Origin of the sequence: Haemophilus paracuniculus (assembly GCF_002015115.1) — a bacterium.
Lineage (GTDB): Bacteria > Pseudomonadota > Gammaproteobacteria > Enterobacterales > Pasteurellaceae > Haemophilus_E > Haemophilus_E paracuniculus.
This window is the reverse complement of sequence record NZ_MUYA01000007.1, coordinates 53626-73541: the sequence shown is the minus strand read 5'-3', so window position 1 is coordinate 73541 and position 19916 is coordinate 53626. Positions and strand designations below refer to the sequence as shown.

The 19916-nt window shown below is 47.0% G+C and carries 20 protein-coding genes; 3 read left to right on the top strand and 17 right to left on the bottom strand.

Features of this window, described 5'->3' with window-relative positions; genetic code table 11:
• Positions 1 to 9: 9 nt before the first annotated feature.
• From B0187_RS05375 to B0187_RS05355, 5 genes are all read right to left on the bottom strand, one after another.
• The gene (locus tag B0187_RS05375; RefSeq protein ID WP_078236836.1) at positions 10 to 453 is read right to left on the bottom strand and encodes a YcgN family cysteine cluster protein; all 444 of its coding nucleotides are present in this window, start codon (positions 451 to 453) and stop codon (positions 10 to 12) included.
• Between the two features lie 2 nt (positions 454 to 455).
• Positions 456 to 1919, bottom strand: a complete 1464-nt coding sequence (gene xseA, locus B0187_RS05370; RefSeq protein WP_078236835.1) for an exodeoxyribonuclease VII large subunit — start codon at positions 1917 to 1919, stop codon at positions 456 to 458.
• Positions 1920 to 2025: 106 nt separating this feature from the next.
• Entirely contained in the window at positions 2026 to 2997 is a 972-nt protein-coding gene (locus B0187_RS05365; protein ID WP_078236834.1) for an SAM hydrolase/SAM-dependent halogenase family protein, read from the bottom strand.
• A gap of 140 nt (positions 2998 to 3137) precedes the next feature.
• The gene (locus B0187_RS05360) at positions 3138 to 4145 is read right to left on the bottom strand and encodes an MBL fold metallo-hydrolase (RefSeq protein WP_078236833.1); all 1008 of its coding nucleotides are present in this window, start codon (positions 4143 to 4145) and stop codon (positions 3138 to 3140) included.
• 14 nt (positions 4146 to 4159) lie between these two features.
• Positions 4160 to 4573, bottom strand: coding sequence for a tautomerase family protein (locus tag B0187_RS05355; protein ID WP_078236832.1), 414 nt, complete (start codon positions 4571 to 4573; stop codon positions 4160 to 4162).
• Positions 4574 to 4692: 119 nt separating this feature from the next.
• On the opposite strand from B0187_RS05355, the gene B0187_RS05350 reads away from it, so the two are divergent.
• Positions 4693 to 5523 carry a LysR family transcriptional regulator gene (locus B0187_RS05350; protein WP_078236831.1) on the top strand — a complete coding sequence of 277 codons (831 nt, stop codon included), beginning with the start codon at positions 4693 to 4695 and terminating at the stop codon, positions 5521 to 5523.
• 250 nt (positions 5524 to 5773) lie between these two features.
• On the opposite strand, the gene B0187_RS05345 is transcribed toward B0187_RS05350, so the two are convergent.
• The 5 genes from B0187_RS05345 to B0187_RS05325 form a co-directional block, all read right to left on the bottom strand.
• Positions 5774 to 6313: an NlpC/P60 family protein gene (locus B0187_RS05345; RefSeq protein WP_078236830.1), complete on the bottom strand. Its 540-nt coding sequence runs from the start codon at positions 6311 to 6313 to the stop codon at positions 5774 to 5776.
• Between the two features lie 52 nt (positions 6314 to 6365).
• Positions 6366 to 6662 (bottom strand): integration host factor subunit alpha, encoded by a 297-nt coding sequence (locus B0187_RS05340; RefSeq protein ID WP_078236829.1) that lies wholly within the window; start codon positions 6660 to 6662, stop codon positions 6366 to 6368.
• A 20-nt stretch (positions 6663 to 6682) separates the two neighbouring features.
• Positions 6683 to 9070, bottom strand: a complete 2388-nt coding sequence (gene pheT / locus B0187_RS05335; protein WP_078236828.1) for a phenylalanine--tRNA ligase subunit beta — start codon at positions 9068 to 9070, stop codon at positions 6683 to 6685.
• Positions 9071 to 9115: 45 nt separating this feature from the next.
• Positions 9116 to 10111: a phenylalanine--tRNA ligase subunit alpha gene (pheS, locus tag B0187_RS05330; protein WP_078236827.1), complete on the bottom strand. Its 996-nt coding sequence runs from the start codon at positions 10109 to 10111 to the stop codon at positions 9116 to 9118.
• Positions 10112 to 10282: 171 nt separating this feature from the next.
• Entirely contained in the window at positions 10283 to 11014 is a 732-nt protein-coding gene (locus B0187_RS05325) for a glycosyltransferase (RefSeq protein ID WP_078236826.1), read from the bottom strand.
• Between the two features lie 165 nt (positions 11015 to 11179).
• Between B0187_RS05325 and purH the strand changes: the two genes are divergently transcribed.
• Together purH and B0187_RS05310 are read left to right on the top strand one after the other, a co-directional pair.
• A complete protein-coding gene (gene purH / locus B0187_RS05320; protein WP_078236825.1) occupies positions 11180 to 12778 on the top strand; it encodes a bifunctional phosphoribosylaminoimidazolecarboxamide formyltransferase/IMP cyclohydrolase in 1599 nt (532 codons plus the stop codon).
• 310 nt (positions 12779 to 13088) lie between these two features.
• Positions 13089 to 14285, top strand: a complete 1197-nt coding sequence (locus tag B0187_RS05310; RefSeq protein WP_078236823.1) for an amino acid aminotransferase — start codon at positions 13089 to 13091, stop codon at positions 14283 to 14285.
• 29 nt (positions 14286 to 14314) lie between these two features.
• Here B0187_RS05310 and B0187_RS05305 read toward each other — a convergent pair whose 3' ends face one another.
• The 7 genes from B0187_RS05305 to aroG form a co-directional block, all read right to left on the bottom strand.
• On the bottom strand, positions 14315 to 15223 hold the full coding sequence (locus B0187_RS05305) for an ATP-grasp domain-containing protein (protein ID WP_078236822.1): 909 nt from the start codon (positions 15221 to 15223) through the stop codon (positions 14315 to 14317).
• Positions 15223 to 16002: a monofunctional biosynthetic peptidoglycan transglycosylase gene (gene mtgA / locus B0187_RS05300; protein WP_078236821.1), complete on the bottom strand. Its 780-nt coding sequence runs from the start codon at positions 16000 to 16002 to the stop codon at positions 15223 to 15225. Before mtgA ends, B0187_RS05305 begins: the two co-directional genes overlap by 1 nt.
• A complete protein-coding gene (gene trpR, locus B0187_RS05295; protein WP_078236820.1) occupies positions 15989 to 16297 on the bottom strand; it encodes a trp operon repressor in 309 nt (102 codons plus the stop codon). Before trpR ends, mtgA begins: the two co-directional genes overlap by 14 nt.
• A gap of 65 nt (positions 16298 to 16362) precedes the next feature.
• On the bottom strand, positions 16363 to 16998 hold the full coding sequence (gene lolA, locus B0187_RS05290) for an outer membrane lipoprotein periplasmic chaperone LolA (RefSeq protein WP_078236819.1): 636 nt from the start codon (positions 16996 to 16998) through the stop codon (positions 16363 to 16365).
• Positions 16999 to 17053: 55 nt separating this feature from the next.
• A complete protein-coding gene (locus B0187_RS05285; RefSeq protein WP_078236818.1) occupies positions 17054 to 17872 on the bottom strand; it encodes a PHP domain-containing protein in 819 nt (272 codons plus the stop codon).
• 1 nt (position 17873) lies between these two features.
• Positions 17874 to 18569 carry a tRNA (adenosine(37)-N6)-threonylcarbamoyltransferase complex dimerization subunit type 1 TsaB gene (tsaB, locus tag B0187_RS05280; RefSeq protein WP_078236817.1) on the bottom strand — a complete coding sequence of 232 codons (696 nt, stop codon included), beginning with the start codon at positions 18567 to 18569 and terminating at the stop codon, positions 17874 to 17876.
• A 221-nt stretch (positions 18570 to 18790) separates the two neighbouring features.
• Positions 18791 to 19864, bottom strand: coding sequence for a 3-deoxy-7-phosphoheptulonate synthase AroG (gene aroG, locus B0187_RS05275; RefSeq protein ID WP_078236816.1), 1074 nt, complete (start codon positions 19862 to 19864; stop codon positions 18791 to 18793).
• Positions 19865 to 19916: the final 52 nt, after the last annotated feature.

The window sequence follows — 19916 nt, the reverse complement described above, 5'->3', positions numbered from 1 at the left end:
CGATTAAAATTAGGTTTCATCAATCACAAACTCAAACCAGTCGATCACATCTTTTTCGTGAATGCCGTTTGGAATTTGAATCTTTGCTTTTTGAACAGAGTTAGGATCATTTGAAATTAACGGATGCCAGTCAAACAGCGGTTTGCCCTCGTAAAGCAAGCGGTAAGCACAAGTTTTAGGCAACCAACCGAAATCGGGCAAATTCTTTTTGGTTAATTTGGTGCAATCTTGTTCAAATTTAAAGCGATTTGAATAATTACTGCATTTGCCTGTGTTCAAATCCAGTAAATTGCACGCCACCGAAGTGTAATAAAGCCGTTCCCGTTTGCCTCGCCCCTCAATATATTTGCGATAACAGCATTTTCCGCAGCCGTCGCAAAGGGCTTCCCATTCGGCTTCGTTCATTTCCAGTAGGCTTTTTTGTTCCCAAAAGCGTTCAGTTAATTTATTCATTCTTATTTTTTAATTTCTAGCACTTGGCTGATAATTTCGCCCTTTGATAATTGGGTGCGGATTTGGTCGCCCACCGCCACTTGTTTAGCGTTCTGAATAATTTGCCCGTTAAGGCTAGTTACCGAGTAACCCCGTGCCAAAATTTTCAACGGACTTAGCCCCTCTATTTTGGCACATAATTGGCGGAATTTTTGCTGATCGGTCAGAAATTTTTTTTCTATCGCATAATTTAGCCGTTGGTTTGCTTGTTCATATTGTTGGCGGTAAGTGGCAAGTTGATGCGGTAGCGGATTACGAGCCAAACGTTGTTGCACATTTTGCCACTGCTGTTTTTTCCGCTGCAAGAGCCATTCAAATTGCTGATTTAAGCGAGTTTGCCATTGATTTAATTGAGCTTTTTGGCGATCTAATTGGCGTTGTGGATGTTGATTTTTAGCTCGAATCGCCAGCTGATTGAGGTTTTGCGATTTGCGTTCAAGCTGCTGTTGCACCGCCCTTGTAATACGCTGTTTTATTGCCGTCAGTTGTTGGGATTGTTGTTGCAACTGGCGAGCAGGGTGCTGAACATTCAGTCGCCATTTTAGCTGTTCAAATTGAGCGATTTTATCCGTCCAAAGGCGATCAAAAGCGAGCTGCGAACGTTGATAAAGGGCGTTTAATTGCTGTTTGCGTTCTTGCTGATCTCGGCTGACCAATTCCGCCGCCGCCGAAGGGGTTGCTGCTCGCAGATCCGCGACAAAATCCGCAATGGTAAAATCAATTTCGTGCCCAACTGCACTGATGATCGGCAGTTGCGAGCGGAAAATCGCACGGGCGACACTTTCTTCATTAAAGCACCAAAGATCTTCCAACGATCCGCCGCCACGCCCTAAAATCAACAGATCACATTCATTCCGCTGGTTCGCTAAATCAAGGGTGGCGACAATATCCTGCACCGCCTCTTTGCCTTGCACAAGGGTAGGGTAGATCACGATTTCGAGGTTGGGATCTCGCCGTTTGAGAATGTGCAAAATATCTTGCAACGCCGCACCGCTTGCCGAAGTAATCACCCCCACCCGTTTCGGCGACGTGGGAATGGCTTTTTTATGTTCGGTGGCAAATAGCCCCTCGGCAGCCAATTTTTGTTTGAGCTGCTCGAATTGCTGCTGCAACAAGCCGTCCCCCGCAGGCTGCATACTTTCCAAAATCAGTTGGTAATCACCCCTCGGTTCGTAAAGGCTGACACTCGCCCTCACCAAAATTTGCATTCCATTTTGAGGGCGAAAATTAACCCGCTGATTTTTCATTTTGAACATTGCACATTTCACCTGTGCATTTTCATCTTTGAGGGTGAGATACCAATGCCCCGACACGGGCTGGGTAAAGTTTGAAATTTCCCCCATTAGCCAAATCTGCCCCAAGCCAGATTCCAACAAATGGCGAGCGGTGTAGTTAAGTTGGGTTACGGTAAAAATGTTATCGGACATTGTAATTTTAGTGAAATTTGGATGGTTGCAGTTTACTCGGATATTTTGGTAATACAAGCGGGTATTTTACTTAAAAATTAAGGGGCTTTCGCCCCTTATTTGTGGATTATTCTGCGGCTTTTTTCTCGCAGGATTTAACGGTGGCAGACCACTCTGCCCCTGATTTGATTTTGTATTTCTCGGCGAAATTTTCCATATTTAACGCAAAGCTCACGTTGAGTAGGCTGTTGAGGTACATCAACGGTTTGCCCTCTTCCACATCGCCGAAACTGCTCTTATATGGCATTCTGCCCGAATAGAAAACTTTGGTGTTGTCGGCGGTTTTTTCGCTGATTTCGACACACACTTCGCTATCTTTTTTGATGCCTGCTTGGTCAAGCAAGCTGTCGCTGATGTTCGTCCAGATATTGCCGTATTGAATATCTAACACGGGAATGTTGCCTTTAAGCGTGCCGTCTTGCAGTTCAGGTTTTTGGTAGGCGATTTCCACCACTTTTGGATCTAATTCCTTACCTACTTGTTCAAAGCTGATGTTGCCCGAAGCCAATCTCGCCCCTGTGTAAGCGTAAACATCACGACCGTGGAAGGTGTAAGATTTTTCTGAGCCTGACAAGCGGTTAGTATTTTCATCAATTTCACGCACCGCTTCAATCCCAAGATTTTCGGCGACTAGCCCCAATGTGCCGTTATCTGGCGAGACAAAATAATGCCCCGTTTTGGTTTTTAGCACGACCGATTTACGATCCGTACCCACCCCAGGATCAACCACGCTCACAAACACCGTGCCTTGCGGCCAGTAAGTGGCGGTTTGATAGAGACGGTAAGCCGCTTCCCAAATGTTATAAGGCGGAATTTCGTGGGTTAAATCAAACATCGGCAAGCTGCGATCAACGCCAAACGCCACCCCTTTCATCGCCGCAACCGCCCCGTCTTTAAGGCTAAAATCCGTTTGAATCACTAACGCATTTTTTTCGGCTTGTGATTGAGCAACCTTGTTAGCGGTTGGGTGAGCAGGTTGATTTGCAACGGCAACGTAAGAAACGGCAAGCACCGCAAGGGCTAAAAACGATTTTTTCATTGAAATTCCTTAAAAAGAAGTGTGAGAGAAATGTAAAGACGGTGTGAAATATAACGCCCTCGCGAACCTTTGTCTAGATCGCTGAAAAAATAAAATTCGCCCTCGTTGAGATTGCTTGACGAGGGCGAATTTTAGTGTGGCTAACGGATCAAACGATACTCAATCGGCATCCAGCGATAGCCCTCTTTTTCTTGGCGGATATGCCCTAAGCCGGGGAATGGCAGGTGTGCCGCTGCCACCAGTAATTTGCGTTCGGCGATTTTCGGTAACATCGCCAAACGGGTTTGGCGAGCGGCTTCGGCGTTGGCATCAAACTCAATCGCCACTTCTGGGTGAGCCATTTGGATCACTTGATTGTGCATTAAATCGCCCCACACCAACAGGGTTTCGCCTTTTGAGCTAAACTCAAAGCCGTTATGCCCTGGGGTATGACCAAACAACGGAATAGATTTCACGTTCGGGAACACTTCCTCGCCTGCGTTGTAAAATTTAACCCGATCCGCTTTCAGATAAGGCTCAACCGCAGAGCGAGCAAGCTGGACAAGCGGTTGGATTTCGGCAGGTAATTGCGAAATCGGGCTATCCAACCAGAACGCTTTTTCTTGATTTGGCAGGTAAATTGTTGCATTTGGGAACGCCATTTTGCCGTTCGCCACCACACCATTGATGTGGTCAGCGTGTAAATGGGTTGGCAAAATAATGTCGATTTGCTCAGGTTTGTAGCCTGCGGCGTTGAGGCTGTCGAGCAAACGCCCTTTTTTGTCAAGGAACATTTCCGCCTCAACTTCGCCCTTGCCCGAATCGACCAAAATTAAATTATCGCCGGTGTTGATCAGGAATGCGATAATCGCCCCCTCTGCCGCCCCCGTGTAGGTGCGAGGGCTGAATGCGTCATCGAGCATTTTTTCCAAATCCGCTTGGCTGAGTTGGGTGAAACGGGTGAAAAGTGAGGTATCGAGATTGCCCGAGCCGTCATACAACGCCGTAACTTCAAAATCGCCCACCATCGTGCGGAAATAACCTGGTACTTGGGTTTTCAACTGTGGCACGGCATTTTTAGCTGGGGTAAAGGCTGGCTGTGCCACCGCAGGCAAGGTCACCAATCCCAAAGCTGCCGCTACCAAAGAGGTTAATATCGTTTTTTTCATCCTAATCCTACCGCTTACAGGGTTCTTTTCGCCATTGCTTCGGCATCATCTACCATAATTTTACCACCGCCGAAACTCATATTTTCCAACGGTAGCGAATAGATCAGCAACGCAATATCATCTTGCCCGATCCCCACTTTTTCTACCGCATATTTGGTAACGAGTTCCACCAATTTGCGTTTTTCGTCCACCGTGCGAGAGGTGCTAACGTCCACTGTTACCACCATTCGTTTATCGGTGCGGTTCATATTCGGGAAGGTTGGGTGAATGAACAGCTCATCTTCTTTATGTTCGCTAATCACCACAAAACGGTCGTCCATCGGGGTGTTGAGCGACTCGTGCAACGCCAAAACAAAGGCATCGGCGAGTGCTGCTTTTTGTTCACTTGAAAATTTTCCAGCTGGAACGTGTGCGTGAAATACAGGCATAATGTTTTCCTCTTAAAAGTTAAATGAAATGTAAAAAGTGGGCGTAGTTTAGCCTTTGAGATTGTTTAATAATAGAGGTAAAATGCACAACATTGTTTATTTATGCACAATGCAGAACGATGAATTTAGACTGGAACGACATTCACTATTTTTTGCAACTGGTGGAAAATCAGACCCTAACGGCAACCGCTGCTGCCCTTGATGTGGAACATAGCACCGTAGCTCGGCGGATTGAGCGGTTAGAAAAGCAGCTTGGTTTGCATCTGTTTGATAGAATCAACAAACGCTACTTGCTGACAGCGGACGGCGATCGGTTGTATCAAGAGGCGAAAAAATTGCAATTCAACGTTCGCCAATTTACCCAACTGGCACAAGAAGGGATTCAAACGTTGAGCGAAGTGCGAATTTCCGTGCCACCTTTCATCGCCAATAGCGTGCTTAGCCCTCATTTGGGCGAATTTTATCGCCGATTTCCGCATATTCGTTTGGTGCTGGTGAGTGATGTGGCGTTGAGCAATTTATATCAACGCCAAGCGGATATTGCGATACGACTGAGCGTGCCGTCGCAAAATGAACTGGTCGCTCGCCGCCTCTGCAACATCGATTATTATTGGTATGCCCACCGAGATTATCTCGCCCACACCGCCGAAAGCGATTGGCAATTTTTAGATTTGAACATCAACAATCAGCAAGTGAAATGGGTGCAACAGCAGTTGGAAGGCAAAACCATTCGCTTCGCCTGCAACGATTTTTTGCTAATGCAATCGGCGATCCGCCAGCAACTCGGCATCGGCTTTCTGCCCGAACTCTACCGCCTGCCCGAATTTGAGCCAGCTCTTCAAATGCCCCCGTTCGCCCTGCCCCTCTATTTGCTAATGCACCAAGATGTCCGCCAATCCAAAAGCGTACGAGAAGTGGCGGATTTTTTGGTGGAAGTATTGGGGGATTAGAGAAAGAAAAAACAAGCGGTAAGATTCTTGGAAATTTCCGCAAATCCTACCCTTACTGTCGTAATTTAGGGAAAGAAAAAAGCCCCTTCAACAGGGGCTACTCGGAAAGCAAATTTATGAAATCGGTTGTTTCAACACAACACTTGTTTTTAGTGGGTGTAGATTACGTCAATTTTTTCAGTTTTGCAAAGAAAACTTCAAGATTTTCGCTACCAATGTTCAAATTTGTGAACCCGATCACATTTTTGGCTTATAAACGGCGGGCTTGCCAGTAGGCTTTTGACCAGTAAACGTTATCTAGGCGAGAGAAAATCACGCCGCCACGGGTTGAGGCGTGCATAAATTCGCCGTTTTTAACATAAACGCCGATATGTCTGCCGTTTGGTCCGCGTCCTGTTTTAAAGGCGACCAAATCCCCTGCTTTTAAATCGCTTTTTCGCACTTGTCTGCCCTGTTTGGCTTGATCCACCGTCATTCGAGGCAATTCAACGCCATAAACACGACGGTAAACCATTTGGGTAAATGCCGAGCAGTCAATGCCTTTTTTCGTTGTGCCACCTAAGCGGTAAGGGGTGTTTTTCCATTCGCGTTGGATTGCCTCTAATTGACGCACTACACCGCTTGATTTGCCTTTGTCGCTAACTTCGCTTTCCTCGCTCGGTTGATAAACGCTCGCTTTAACGGTTTTTGACGATTTGGCTTTTACGCTCGTGCCAGAGCTACAAGCGGTCAGAACCGTTGAAAAAATCGCAATTGAGAGCAAGGTTGCACACTTTTTGGTTAATTTCATTGTTAATTCCTAAAAAAATTCATAGGCTCAAATGAACCTATGAATGTTACGACTAATCTGCCATTTTGACAGATTCCACACGGCTTTTTAATTTTTGCCCTGCTTTAAATACGACCACTTTCCTTGCAGAAACGGCAACGCTTTCCCCCGTTTTGGGGTTACGCCCTGGGCGTGCGTTTTTCTCTCGAACGGAAAAATTGCCAAAGCCCGAGAGTTTGACTTCTTCGCCATTTTCAAGGGTGGCACGAATTTCTTCAAAGAATTGTTCCACAAAAAGTTTCGCAATTCGGCGATCAAATCCGCATTTTTCCACCAAATTCTCTGCCATTTCGATTTTCGTGAGTGCCATATTTGTTTCCTTACAACAGGTTAATCACGCAGAGAGGCGTTGAAACGTTGAGCCAACGCATTGACCACGTTTTGAATCACAGCGTTGATTTCGTCCTCTTCGAGGGTTTTTTCGGTGTCTTGAATGGTCAAGCTGATCGCCAAGCTCTTGTTGCCTTCGCCGATATTTGCCCCTTGGTAAACGTCAAATAAATTCACATTAACCAATTTCTCGCCTGCCACTTCACGGCAAACGGCTAACACTTCGCTCGCAGGGGTATCCGCTGAAACCACGAGTGCCAAATCACGCTTATTCGCAGGGAATTTTGAGATCTCTTTGGCGGTCGTTACATTGCGTTCATTGATCGCAGACCACAAAATCTCAAACACCACTGGCTTACCTGCGAGATCTAATTTTTGAGCGATTTTCGGATGTACCGTGCCGATAAAGCCGATCTGTTTGTCGTCTAACATAATCGCCGCCGATTGCCCTGGGTGCAACGCCGAGTGAGCTTGTGCCACAAAGCGTAAGCGGTTGCCCGTATTGGTTAAAGCCAGAACACGTTCTAAATCGCCTTTAAGATCGAAGAAATCCACGTTTTCCGCTTTGCCCGTCCAATGTTCGCCACGTTTCGCCCCTGCGATCACCGCCCCAAGCACCAACTCTTGACGCACGCCACTTTCCGCTGTTTCATCAGGGATAAAACGCAAGCCCGTTTCAAACAAGCGAACACGGTTTTGCTGACGATTTTGGTTATACGCCACCGCCCCGAGCAAGCCCGTTAAGAGCGACACACGCATTGCCGACATTTCGCTCGAAATCGGATTTGGCAACACTAACGCCGTTTGTTCTGGGTGTAGCAAGGTTTGGATTTTCGGATCAACGAAGCTGTAAGTGATCGCCTCTTGATATTCGCTATCCACCAACGCCGTTTTAACACGGATTAAATCCAAATCCGCCTCACGGTGCTGACGCATTGTGAGATGAGCAAGCGGTGCGTTATTTGGAATGCTGTTGTAGCCGTAAATGCGAGCCACTTCTTCGATTAAATCTTCTTCGATTTCCATATCAAAACGCCAACTCGGCGATTGCACCGTCCAAACATCATCGGCGTAGCTGGTTTCTAAGCCTAAACGGGTGAGAATATCGGTAACGGTTTCCGTTTCGATATGGTGTCCGAGCAAGCTATCTAGTTTGCTACGGCGAAGTTGCAAGCGGTGGGATTTTGGTAAAAATTCACGATTAACCGCTTCCACGATTTCGCCAGCCTCGCCGCCACAAATTTCTAATAATAAAGCGGTGGCACGTTCCATTGCGTTGCGAGCCAATTCAGGATCAACCCCACGCTCAAAGCGGTGGGAAGCGTCCGTGTGCAAGCCGTATTGACGAGCTTTACCTGCAATCGCAAGGGGTGCGAAGAAAGCGGATTCTAGCACCACATCTTTGGTTTCCGCATTCACGCCACTCGTTTCGCCGCCGAAGATCCCTGCCATTGCCAACGCCCCTTTTTGGTCGGCAATCACAAGGGTGTTGCTTTGTAATTTGGCGGTTGAGCCGTCTAATAGCACCAAATCTTCGCCCTCTTTCGCCATACGCACCTCAATGCCACCGCTGATTTTAGCGAGGTCAAAGGCGTGCATTGGTTGCCCTAATTCGAGCAAGCTGTAATTGGTAATATCCACAATCGGGTCAATCGAACGAATCCCACAACGGCGAAGTTTTTCCTGCAACCATAATGGCGATTGAGCTTTCACGTTCACATTTTTCACTACGCGAGCCAAATAGCGAGGGCAAGCCTCTGGGGCGGAAATGGTTACTGCCACTTTGTCGGCAATGGTCGCTGGCACAGCTTGAATTTGGGGTGCATTCACCGCCAAACGGTTAATCACGCCCACTTCACGGGCAATCCCTGCAATGCTTAAACAGTCAGCACGGTTTGGCGTGAGGCTGATTTCAATCGCTTTATCATTTAAGCCGAGATACTCACGGAAATCCTTGCCGATTGGGGCGTCCGCTGGCAATTCGATAATGCCACTATGATCTTCTTTAATGCCTAATTCTGAGAATGAGCAAAGCATTCCCTCAGACGGCTGTCCACGCAGTTTGGTTTTCTTGATTTTGAAATCCCCTGGTAGGATCGCTCCGTCCACCGCACAGGCGACTTTCAAACCTTGACGGCAGTTTGGCGCACCGCACACGATATCTAATAAACGCTCGCCGCCCACATTCACTTTGGTTACACGCAATTTGTCCGCATCGGGGTGCTGTTCGCATTCCACCACTTCGCCGACCACCACGCCTGAAAAGTCGCCCGCCACTGGATCAACGGCGTCCACTTCCAAGCCTAGCATTGTAATTTGATCACATAATTGCTCGGTGCTGATTGCAGGGTTTACCCACTCACGCAACCAAGATTCACTAAATTTCATTGTCTATCCTCTAATTTGTAAAATTTGGCAAAATCCGACCGCTTGTTACTTAAACTGTTTTAAGAAACGCAGATCATTTTCAAAGAACGCACGCAAGTCGGTTACGTTATAGCGAAGCATTGTCAAACGCTCAACGCCCATTCCCACCGCAAAGCCTGAATACTCTTCTGGGTCGATCCCCACTTGACGCAACACATTCGGGTGAACCATTCCGCAGCCCAACACTTCCAACCATTTGCCATTTTTGCCCATTACGTCCACTTCTGCTGACGGCTCGGTGAATGGGAAATAAGATGGACGAAAACGCACTTGCAAATCTTCCTCAAAGAAGGCACGCAAGAAGTCGTGCAACAAGCCTTTCAGCTCGGTGAAGTTGGCTTTTTTGTCTACATAAAGCAGTTCGATTTGGTGGAACATCGGGGTGTGGGTTTGGTCGTAGTCGTTACGATAAACACGCCCAGGTGCCATAATACGGATAGGTGGCTGCATTTTTTCCATTGTACGGATTTGCACGCCAGAGGTTTGGGTTCTTAACAGACGGGTCGCATCAAACCAGAAAGTATCGTGATCGGCACGGGCTGGGTGATGAGCAGGAATGTTGAGGGCATCAAAGTTGTAGTAATCGGTTTCCACTTCGGGGCCGTTTTCCACTGAAAAACCGAGTTCTGAAAAGAATTTGGTTACACGCTCAATCGTGATCGAAACAGGGTGCAAACCACCCAAATCCGCGCCACGCCCTGGCAAGCTCACATCAATACTCTCGCTGGCTAATTTGGCGTTCAATTCCGCCGCTTCCAACGCCTCTTTTTTCTCGTTCAACGCATTTTGAGCGATTAGCTTCGCATCATTGATTTTCTGCCCCACCGCAGGACGCTCGTCCGCCGGCACATCACGCAAGCCTTGCATTAACAGGGTAAAATGCCCTTTTTTGCCGAAATACTCTACTTTCAAGGCTTCAAGGGCAGCCGTATCGCTCGCCGCCGAAACCGCCGCCACCGCCTGTTGCACGATGTTGTCTAAATTGCTTTCTAGGTTCTGCATACCTATCCTCTAAAAATAGTGATAAAAAATGCCGTGAATGATAATACGCCAAACCTAAAAAGTAAATCGAAAAAGCAAGAATTTCGGGGCTAGATCATTGATTTTTAAGGGTAAACAAAGGGTGGGATTTTGCGAAATTTTAACAATCCCTCCGCTTGCCTCTTTTAAAAGTTAATCTAAAATAATCTCAGGATCGTAAATTTTCCTTTGGTTATAAAGCTCACCATAATTATTCGTTCCCTCTATCCCTAATTTGGTTAGATCACCACCTTGATTGCCTTTCTTGTGCAAGGCAAGAATTGAGCCGTCATTCAGCACAAATCCTCGATTTTTGTTATTAAATTCTGGGGTAAGGGCAACAAATGAACCTGTAACTACGCTCAACTGCTCAAAATGCTTTGCGATATTTTTACCTAAACATAGAGGTCCTGTTGGGGCGAGGCAATTTTTTCCATATTTTTCGTTTTTGATGTTGTGATACACCTCGTAAATTGTACTTTCCAAAATCGGGCTATTGGCTTTGGAATAAATAATCGCATTATTGCAAGCAAAAGAAACCTGTGAATACTGCGGTAAATCGACAAAAGTAATAAAATCTACCTCGTCATCAACGCCAACGCCATTTAACACTCGAACCGTAATATCAAAATACCACCCACCAAGCCGATAGAGTAGCAAATAACGAGCCAAATCTGCCTTATAGGCATAGGGAATCAATTTATCAAAAGCTTTGAGCATTGAATTGCCGTACTCTTGCAAAATCCACGTTCGCAATTCCTCTTTACTGTAACAATGATAATGATCGTGGGGCATTTGGCTCTTGACGGAATGGGTCGCCATTTTTAAGTAAGCGGGCAGTTCTTCGTAATGATGATCGGTAATGAAAATTTGGCTAATGTGCATTTGAGTTCCTCTCTTCGTAAAAAATCGCCCGAAATTGTACAAAAAAAAAACAATAGTCAATCAAGCACAAAATGAGGCTTTTTTTCGCAAAATTGGTTAATGCCAAACGCAAACGTTTGCGTTATAATTCGCCCCGTTTTTTTGTTTTACTATAAGGAATGATTGATGACTGCACGTCCTATCCAACAAGCCCTGCTGAGTGTGTCTGATAAAACAGGCATTGTCGAATTTGCCCAAGCCCTTGCTCAACGTGGGGTGAAATTGCTTTCTACGGGTGGCACGGCGAAATTGCTGTTAGAGGCTGGCTTGCCTGTTACCGAAGTGTCTGATTACACGGGCTTCCCTGAAATGATGGACGGTCGAGTGAAAACCTTGCACCCGAAAATTCACGGGGGGATTTTGGCTCGCCGTGGGGTGGATGATGCCGTGATGCAACAACATCAGATTGAGCCGATTGATATGGTGGTGGTAAACCTCTACCCTTTCGCACAAACTGTGGCGAAGCCTGATTGCACCTTAGCGGATGCGGTGGAAAATATCGACATTGGCGGCCCAACAATGGTGCGTTCGGCAGCGAAAAATCATAAAGATGTAGCGATTGTGGTTAATAATCACGATTTCGAGTCGATTATTGCGGAAATGGATCGCAACCAAAACAGCCTCACGTTGGACACCCGTTTCAACCTTGCGATCAAAGCCTTTGAACATACCGCTCAATACGATTCGATGATCGCCAACTACTTCGGGCAGAAAGTGCCACCTTATCAAGGGGCTGCCGAAGAAGATGTAAGCCAGCTGTGTGGTCAATTCCCTCGCACTCTCAACCTCAATTTTACCCGTAAACAGACAATGCGTTACGGCGAAAATGCCCACCAAAATGCGGCGTTTTATGTGGAAAATCAGCTCAACGAGGCAAGCGTTGCCACCGCTATCCAATTACAAGGCAAAGCCCTCTCTTACAACAATATCGCCGACACAGACGCTGCCCTTGAATGTGTGAAAGAGTTCGATCAACCCGCTTGCGTGATTGTGAAACACGCCAACCCTTGTGGGGTGGCACTCGGCAAAGATATTTTGGAAGCCTACAACCGAGCCTATCAAACCGACCCAACCTCGGCTTTCGGTGGCATTATTGCGTTCAACCGTGAGCTAGACGGCACAACCGCCCAAACCATTGCGGAACGCCAATTTGTCGAAGTGATCATCGCCCCAACCATTTCCGCCGAGGCTCGCAGCGTGCTTTCTGCGAAGAAAAATGTGCGTGTGTTGGAATGTGGCGAATTTTCAATCGCTCAACCACGTTTAGATTTCAAACGGGTAAACGGCGGATTATTGGTGCAAGATTGCGACCAAGGCAAAGTGGATTTGGCGGATTTGCAAATCGTCTCTAAACGCCAACCGACCGCCGAAGAACTGCAAGATCTATTGTTCTGCTGGAAAGTGGCGAAATATGTGAAATCGAATGCAATTGTCTATGCCAAAAACGGACAAACTATCGGCATTGGGGCAGGACAAATGAGCCGTGTTTATTCCGCGAAAATCGCAGGAATCAAAGCGGAAGATGAGGGCTTACAAGTGGCTGGCTGCGTAATGGCTTCCGATGCGTTCTTCCCATTCCGAGACGGCATTGATGCCGCCGCCAAAGTCGGCATTACCTGCGTGATCCACCCTGGTGGCTCAATGCGTGATCAAGAAGTGATTGATGTCGCCGATGAACACAATATGGCAATGGTGCTAACGGGAATGAGACATTTCCGCCATTAATCTTTATTACTTACAAGCTATTGCCTTCCCTCAGAAAAACATAAAAAAACCCACTACCAACAATCGGTAGTGGGTGAGGTCTTACCTAAGGAAATGAAAAAAACTTGCTGTTGAATAAAATCAGTTAGCGATTGGTAAGACTTGGCTTGCCCCAAAAAGTTCGGCAAAAAGTGTAAAATTCGCAAAAATTTTTTGAGCCAGATCGCATTTTCAAAAAATTCCTGAAAATCCAACCGCTTGTGTCTTGCTAAATGGTGGATTTAATCGTATAACTCACACATTTTGTAACCAACATCATCGAGGAAATTTTATGGCAATGTTTAACCATATCCAAGCAGCCCCTGCTGATCCGATTTTAGGTTTAGGCGAGGCGTTTAAAGCGGAACAACGTGCAGGAAAAATCAATTTAGGCATCGGCGTGTATAAAGATGCCTACGGCGAAACGCCGATTGTGAAAGCGGTGAAAGAGGCGGAAACTCGCTTGCTCAACACGGAAACCCACAAAAATTATCTGACGATTGACGGCGTGCAAGCCTTTAATCGCTTTACCCAAGCACTTTTATTTGGCGAAAATGCCGATGTAATCACTTCTGGTCGTGCGAAAACTGCTCAAAGTTTAGGCGGAACAGGGGCGTTGCGGATTGCGGCGGAATTTGTAAAACGCCATACATCCGCAAAAAATGTCTGGATTTCCGCCCCAACGTGGCCGAATCACAATGCGATTTTTAATGCAGTTGGGATCAATATCAAAGAATATCGTTACTATAATAAAGAGACCAAAGCTCTTGATTGGGATAATTTGATTGCGGATTTAAGCCAAGCAGAGCAAGGCGATGTGGTGCTATTGCACGGTTGCTGCCACAACCCAACGGGAATTGACCCAACCCCAGAACAATGGGAAACTTTGGCGAACATGTCCCTAGAAAAAGGCTGGTTACCGTTGTTTGATTTTGCCTATCAAGGCTTTGGCAATGGCTTAGAGGAAGATGCTTACGGCTTGCGTGCTTTTGTGAAACATCACAAAGAGTTATTGGTGGCGAGTTCTTATTCTAAAAACTTCGGTTTGTATAACGAACGTGTTGGGGCATTTACCCTTGTGGCGGAAAATGCCGAAGTGGCGGAAAAAGCGTTCAGCCAAATTAAGTCAATTATTCGTGTGCTTTACTCTAACCCTGCTTCGCACGGGGCAAGTGCAGTGGCAACGGTGTTGGGCGATCCGCAACTCAAAACCGCTTGGATTGCTGAATTAGCGGAAATGCGAAACCGTATCAAAGAGATGCGTGCTAAATTTGTTGAAACCTTAAAAGCGAAAGGGGCAACCCAGAATTTCGATTTTATTATCGCTCAAAATGGAATGTTCTCATTCAGTGGTTTAACCCCAGAACAGGTGGATCGTTTGCGTGATGAATTTGCGATTTATGCGGTGCGTTCAGGTCGTATCAATGTGGCGGGCATTACCAACGACAACATTGAAGCCCTTTGCGAAGCGATTGTGAAAGTGCTTTAATTTCATCGAAACAAAAAAGGCTGACACCGTCAGCCTTTTATTTTGGCGAGCAGAAAATCAATCATCTGCCCTGCTAAATCTTCCCCGCTCACTTTTTCGATCATTTCCAGCCCTGCACTCGCATTCACTTCCAATACCATTAAGCCCAATTCGGTGCGGATCAAATCCACCCCTGCCACATCAAGCCCAATCGCCTGCGAAGCTCGCACCGCCAGTTGTTGCTCTGCTTGATTGAGGGTAATTTTTTGCCCTTGACCGCCGCGGTGGATATTCGCTCGGAACTCACCCCTTGCACCCTGCCGAGCCATTGTTGCCACCACTTGATCGCCAATCACAAAGGCTCGAATATCCTGCCCTTTGGCTTCCGCCATAAATTGTTGCGTCAAAGTTGCCACATTCGCTTGTTTTAAGGTTTCCAAAATCGCTTTGGCATTGGCTGAATTTTCCGCCAACATCACGCCGATCCCTTGCGATCCCGATAAGGTTTTCAACACTGTTGGGAAAGATTGCTTTTCGATAACCGCTGAAACAGAAACCAACTCGCCCGAAAACGAGGAATTTGGCACGGGGATTTGCTGAGCGGCTAGGGCTTGCAAACTCTGCCATTTATCCCGTGCGAGCCGAAAAGCGTTGGCATTATTCAAAACTGGCACGCCGTTCGCCTCAAAAAAATGCAGAACACGGCAACCCATTTCGGTGCTGGTCGTGCCGAAACGGGGCAAAATGCCGTCATAATTTGGCAAAGGGCGAAGATCCGCAGGCTCAAACAGAGCATTGTGCTGATAATAACATTCCGCCCTGCCCTCGTTCCCACCGATGTTGAGCAAAAAACGGCTGGGATCGAGAATATCAAGCTCAATGCCACGTTGCTCGCAAGCCTGTTTCAAACGCTGGCAACTGTATAAACGAAGCTCACGGCATAACATTAAAAATCGCATTACAATTTATCCAAATAACTTTTTCCGCCGAGGGCTTGCACTTGGTTCATAATCCACCCTTGGCGTTTTCGCATTGTCGGGCCAGGACGATTCACGGGGAACGCAATCGGGTTCGGCAAAGCTGCCGCTAACAACGCCGACTCTTGCAAATTCAAATCTTTGGCACTTTTATTGAAGAAATGGCGAGCCGCCGCTTCCACCCCAAAAATGCCGTTGCCAAATTCGGCAATATTGAGATAAACCTCTAAAATTCGCTGTTTATCCCACACATTTTCAATCAAAAAAGTTAAAGGCAGTTCAATGCCTTTCCGCACCCAACTAGTGCCTTGCCACAAATAGAGATTTTTCACGGTTTGCTGTGAAATGGTGGAAGCCCCCCGCACTTTATTTGATTTTGCGTTACGTTGTATTGCAATTTCAATCGATTTCAGGTCGATCCCAAAATGGCTTTCAAATTTCTGATCTTCCCCCGCAATCACCGCCATTTGCATTTGCCACGCAATGCGATCAAGGCTAACCCATTGATAATTCACGGAATAATCGTTGCCCTGTACCCAATTTTCAACTTTTTTCTGCACCATATAGGCGGAAAACGGCACGGGTAGCACAGCAAAAAGGAAAGTAGAAAGCACAAAAAACGTGCCGAAAATCGCCCCGAGGCGACTTAGCCCAAACCAGATTCCCCCCGCCAGCGACCGCACTTTACGCGGCACAAAAAAGCGAAAAACCGCCTGACACAAGCGGTGGGTTAAGCTCGATTTTTTGCTACGCTTTGCCATTCAACTTTCCATTTACCCACGCAATAAAATCGGGGTCAAACTGTTTCAACATATTTGAACCGCGTGTAATTGTAGCGGCACTGGTGTTCAAGGCTTGCTGAATTTCCCGTTGGGAATGTTCGCCTTTCAGCAGGGATTGAATAATCTGCACCCGCAAGCCGAGCGAGCCTCGCTCATCGGCGGTAAGAAAGAGAGAAAAAAATTGGTCGAGTTTATCTTCCGCCACCGCTTGTTTGAGTAAGGCAACAAAATCAAGCCATTCCTGCGGATCTCGTTGATTGTAAACGGTTTTCATAAGCACCTCAGAAAACAAGCGGTCAGATTTTTGGAAATTTCGCCAAATCTCACCGCTTGCAAGGGTTATTTCTTTTTCTTGTTGCGTTGGTCGTCTAACTGTACGCCTTTTGGCACGCTAAATTTAAACAGATCGCTCGCCACGCCGCCCGTGGTGATGTTTCGTAACACATAAAGGTTGCTCTGTCCGTCTCGCTCAATGGTACTGAACCCTTTTAACAAGCCATTCGCATCAATTCGCACATCAAACTGTTTCAAATTGCCCTTTTTCGATTTTGGTTTTAACACGAAAGTGTCGGCATTTTGCTGAACATCGTATTTATCCCAATGGCTTTTGTCGTTGCTCGTCAATAACACGAACGGGGTATTATTCACCGCATCACGCACCCAGTTAGCGGTAACTTGCGACACAAAAGGATCGTAAAACCAAAGGGTTTCGCCGTCTGACACAATCAAATTTTCCTGCGGGCTTTTGGTGTCCATTCTAAACAAATTCGGGCGTTTCACTTGAAATTTGCCCTTGCCACTCTGAATTTGTTTGCCTTTGCTTGAACGCACGGTTTGGTCGAAATCTGCACTGTATTGGCTTGCCTTTTCCAAACGGCTTTGTAATTCTGCTACCGATTGTTCGTCCGCTAAACTCGCCCCAGCCACCGATAATAACGCTAAACCGAGTAATGATTTTTTAAATAAAGTTTTCATTGTTGTTCCTTAATCAAGAAAATGTGCCTTTTTGACAACCATTTTGCCAAAAGTTCTAAAAGTGTTGCCAAATAGGTTGGCATTGTTGGGGTAAATCTAACCCCTTGCCGAGTTCGATCCACGGGGTTGGATAGTGAAAATCCGAACCGCCCGAAGCTAACAACTCAAATTCGGTCGCCCAGCGAGCAAGTAATTGGCGTTGATCAGGCGTTTGAGCAGCCCCTGCCACTTCTAGCCCATCGCCCCCAGCTTGTTTAAATTCGGCGATCAATTTTCGCACCCAACGCCCTGTCATTTTGTAACGTAACGGATGAGCCACGCAAATCAAACCACCCGCTTGATGAGTAACCTCAATCGCTTCTGCCATTGAGCACCATTTCGGCTTAACGTAAGCGGATTTGCCAATGCCGAGATAGCGTTTAAAAGCCTGTTCTACATCTCGCACATAGCCCTGTTCCAGCAAAAAACGCCCGTAATGGGCTCGGGTAACTTCCCCCGGAGCGAGGGCTTTCGCCCCCTCGTAAGCGTTTGGAATCCCTGCTTTGGCGAGTTTTTCGCCGATTTCAACGGCTCGCTGTTCCCGTAAGATCCCTTGCTGATCGAGCAACGCCACCAGTTCAGCATTGGTTTCATCGACATTTAACGCCGCCAGATGAATACTTTTGCTTTCCCACAGGATCGAAATTTCCACCCCTGCGATAAAGCGGATCGGCTGATTTTGTGCCGCTTTTTTCGCTTCCGCAATGCCCGCAATGGTGTCGTGGTCAGTCAAAGCGAGCATTTCCACCCCTTGCTCAATGGCTCGCTGCACCAGTTCGGTGGGGGTTAAAATGCCGTCAGAGGCGGTGCTATGTGAATGTAAATCGTATTTCATTTTACTGTTTGTGTGGTAATTTTTGCCAGGTTACTTCATTGCGTAAATAGACGGGTTCGATTTCAACGGCTGATTTTACGTTACCCTGTATCACGTTTTGCATTGCCAACGGCAGCATATATTTTGCTGACGGCAACGTAATTTCGCTCACTACAAGCGGTAACTTCGCTTCGTTAAATTGCGGATACGCCGCCCAGCCTGTGCCGACCACCACCGTATCCGCCTGCGGTTGGAATTGGGCGATCGCTTTTTCTGGGGGGCAGACTTGTTCCGCCATCACTTCCAGCCACACCTCGCTCACTCGCTCAAACTGAGCGAAATAGACTTCGTTCATTCGAGCATCAATCAAGGCGATCACACTTTTCGCCCCGAGGGTTTGGTAGGCTTGTTCCGCCATTGTGAGCAAGTTGGAAACTGGCACAACGGGCAGTTCCGCCCCTAACGCCAAGCCTTGTGCCACGCCTACCCCCACTCGCACGCCCGTGAAACTGCCCGGCCCACGCCCGAAAGCGAGCGCGTCCACATTTTTGAGGGAAATACCCGCTTGTTGTAGCAGTTTGTCCACCATTGGCAAAATCCGCTGGGTGTGGCTACGAGGGCTAAGTTCATCTAAAAAAGTCGTTTGCCCCTGATGATAAAGAGCCACCGAACAAGCCTCGGTGGCGGTATCAAGGGCAAGAATGGTTTGATTGTTCATATTTTTTAATCTGTTATTGAGACACTCTCTCCCATTTATGGGAGAGAGACCGCTTGAAATACGTTCAGTATTTCAAGCAGAGAGAGGGCAACAAGCGGTGAGAATCTCGATAATTTTCACCCTCTCCCTGATTTTTCTTCTGAACGAAGAAAAATCTGTCCCTCTCCCGTAAACGGGAGAGGGTTTTGTTGAATAGTCGTTAAATTCTTGAAGTGGATTTATTATTCACCACGCAACGCACGGCGTTTTTCCACCGCTTCGGCAAGTTGGAATAACACTTTTTCGCTATCTTCCCAGCCGATACAAGCGTCTGTGATGCTTTGTCCGTAAACAAGTTCTTTGCCTTCCACCAAATCTTGGCGACCTTCGACCAAATGGCTTTCGATCATCACGCCCGAGATCAACATTGATCCGCCTGCGATTTGAGCCACCACATCGTTACACACATCAAGCTGACGTTTGAACTGTTTCTGACTGTTGGCGTGGCTGAAATCGACCATCACGTGCGGACGGCGACCTGATTTCTCAATGTCAGCACACACTTTGGCGACCGATTCCGCATCATAGTTCGTGCCGTTGTCGCCCCCACGCAAGATGATGTGGCAGTCGGCGTTACCTGCGGTTGAGACGATCGCTGAATGTCCGAATTTGGTTACGGATAAGAAATGGTGCGGCGATTCCGCCGAGCCAATCGCATCAAGGGCAATTTTCACGCCGCCGTTTGTGCCGTTTTTGAAACCGACCGCACAAGATAAGCCCGAGGCTAATTCACGGTGAACTTGCGATTCGGTGGTTCTCGCCCCAATCGCCCCCCAGCTCATAAAGTCCGCCATATATTGTGGCGTGATCATATCGAGGAACTCGCCCGCGGTTGGCACGGTGAGATCGTTGATGTCGAGCAACACCTCACGCCCAATGCGTAAGCCGTCATTCAAAGCGTAAGTTTCGTTCAAATAAGGGTCGTTGATTAAGCCTTTCCAGCCCACAGTGGTGCGTGGTTTTTCAAAGTAAACACGCATTACCACTTCCAAATTTTGGTTGATTTTCGGATTGGCACGCATTGCTTTGATTTTTTGTGCATATTCCAACGCCGCTTTTGGATCGTGGATCGAGCAAGGTCCGATTACCACTAACAAACGGTCGTCTGCACCGTGGATAATGTTATGCACCGCTTTACGAGCTTTTTCCACCGTTTCCGCCGCCACATCAGTCGCAGGGAAACGCTCTAACAACGCCACTGGCGGTAGTAATTCTTCGATTTTTTGAATGCGTAAATCATCGTTTTTGTAAGACATAAATCACTCTCTTATTATTGTGTTGCAAAAAATAATGCGGTGTAAAGTAGAG

Coding starts and splice junctions, on each gene's coding strand:
- B0187_RS05375 (WP_078236836.1), bottom strand. CDS start 453: ATGAATAAATTAACTGAACGCTTTTGGGAACAAAAAAGCCTACTGGAA.
- xseA (WP_078236835.1), bottom strand. CDS start 1,919: ATGTCCGATAACATTTTTACCGTAACCCAACTTAACTACACCGCTCGC.
- B0187_RS05365 (WP_078236834.1), bottom strand. CDS start 2,997: ATGAAAAAATCGTTTTTAGCCCTTGCGGTGCTTGCCGTTTCTTACGTT.
- B0187_RS05360 (WP_078236833.1), bottom strand. CDS start 4,145: ATGAAAAAAACGATATTAACCTCTTTGGTAGCGGCAGCTTTGGGATTG.
- B0187_RS05355 (WP_078236832.1), bottom strand. CDS start 4,573: ATGCCTGTATTTCACGCACACGTTCCAGCTGGAAAATTTTCAAGTGAA.
- B0187_RS05350 (WP_078236831.1), top strand. CDS start 4,693: ATGAATTTAGACTGGAACGACATTCACTATTTTTTGCAACTGGTGGAA.
- B0187_RS05345 (WP_078236830.1), bottom strand. CDS start 6,313: ATGAAATTAACCAAAAAGTGTGCAACCTTGCTCTCAATTGCGATTTTT.
- B0187_RS05340 (WP_078236829.1), bottom strand. CDS start 6,662: ATGGCACTCACGAAAATCGAAATGGCAGAGAATTTGGTGGAAAAATGC.
- pheT (WP_078236828.1), bottom strand. CDS start 9,070: ATGAAATTTAGTGAATCTTGGTTGCGTGAGTGGGTAAACCCTGCAATC.
- pheS (WP_078236827.1), bottom strand. CDS start 10,111: ATGCAGAACCTAGAAAGCAATTTAGACAACATCGTGCAACAGGCGGTG.
- B0187_RS05325 (WP_078236826.1), bottom strand. CDS start 11,014: ATGCACATTAGCCAAATTTTCATTACCGATCATCATTACGAAGAACTG.
- purH (WP_078236825.1), top strand. CDS start 11,180: ATGACTGCACGTCCTATCCAACAAGCCCTGCTGAGTGTGTCTGATAAA.
- B0187_RS05310 (WP_078236823.1), top strand. CDS start 13,089: ATGGCAATGTTTAACCATATCCAAGCAGCCCCTGCTGATCCGATTTTA.
- B0187_RS05305 (WP_078236822.1), bottom strand. CDS start 15,223: ATGCGATTTTTAATGTTATGCCGTGAGCTTCGTTTATACAGTTGCCAG.
- mtgA (WP_078236821.1), bottom strand. CDS start 16,002: ATGGCAAAGCGTAGCAAAAAATCGAGCTTAACCCACCGCTTGTGTCAG.
- trpR (WP_078236820.1), bottom strand. CDS start 16,297: ATGAAAACCGTTTACAATCAACGAGATCCGCAGGAATGGCTTGATTTT.
- lolA (WP_078236819.1), bottom strand. CDS start 16,998: ATGAAAACTTTATTTAAAAAATCATTACTCGGTTTAGCGTTATTATCG.
- B0187_RS05285 (WP_078236818.1), bottom strand. CDS start 17,872: ATGAAATACGATTTACATTCACATAGCACCGCCTCTGACGGCATTTTA.
- tsaB (WP_078236817.1), bottom strand. CDS start 18,569: ATGAACAATCAAACCATTCTTGCCCTTGATACCGCCACCGAGGCTTGT.
- aroG (WP_078236816.1), bottom strand. CDS start 19,864: ATGTCTTACAAAAACGATGATTTACGCATTCAAAAAATCGAAGAATTA.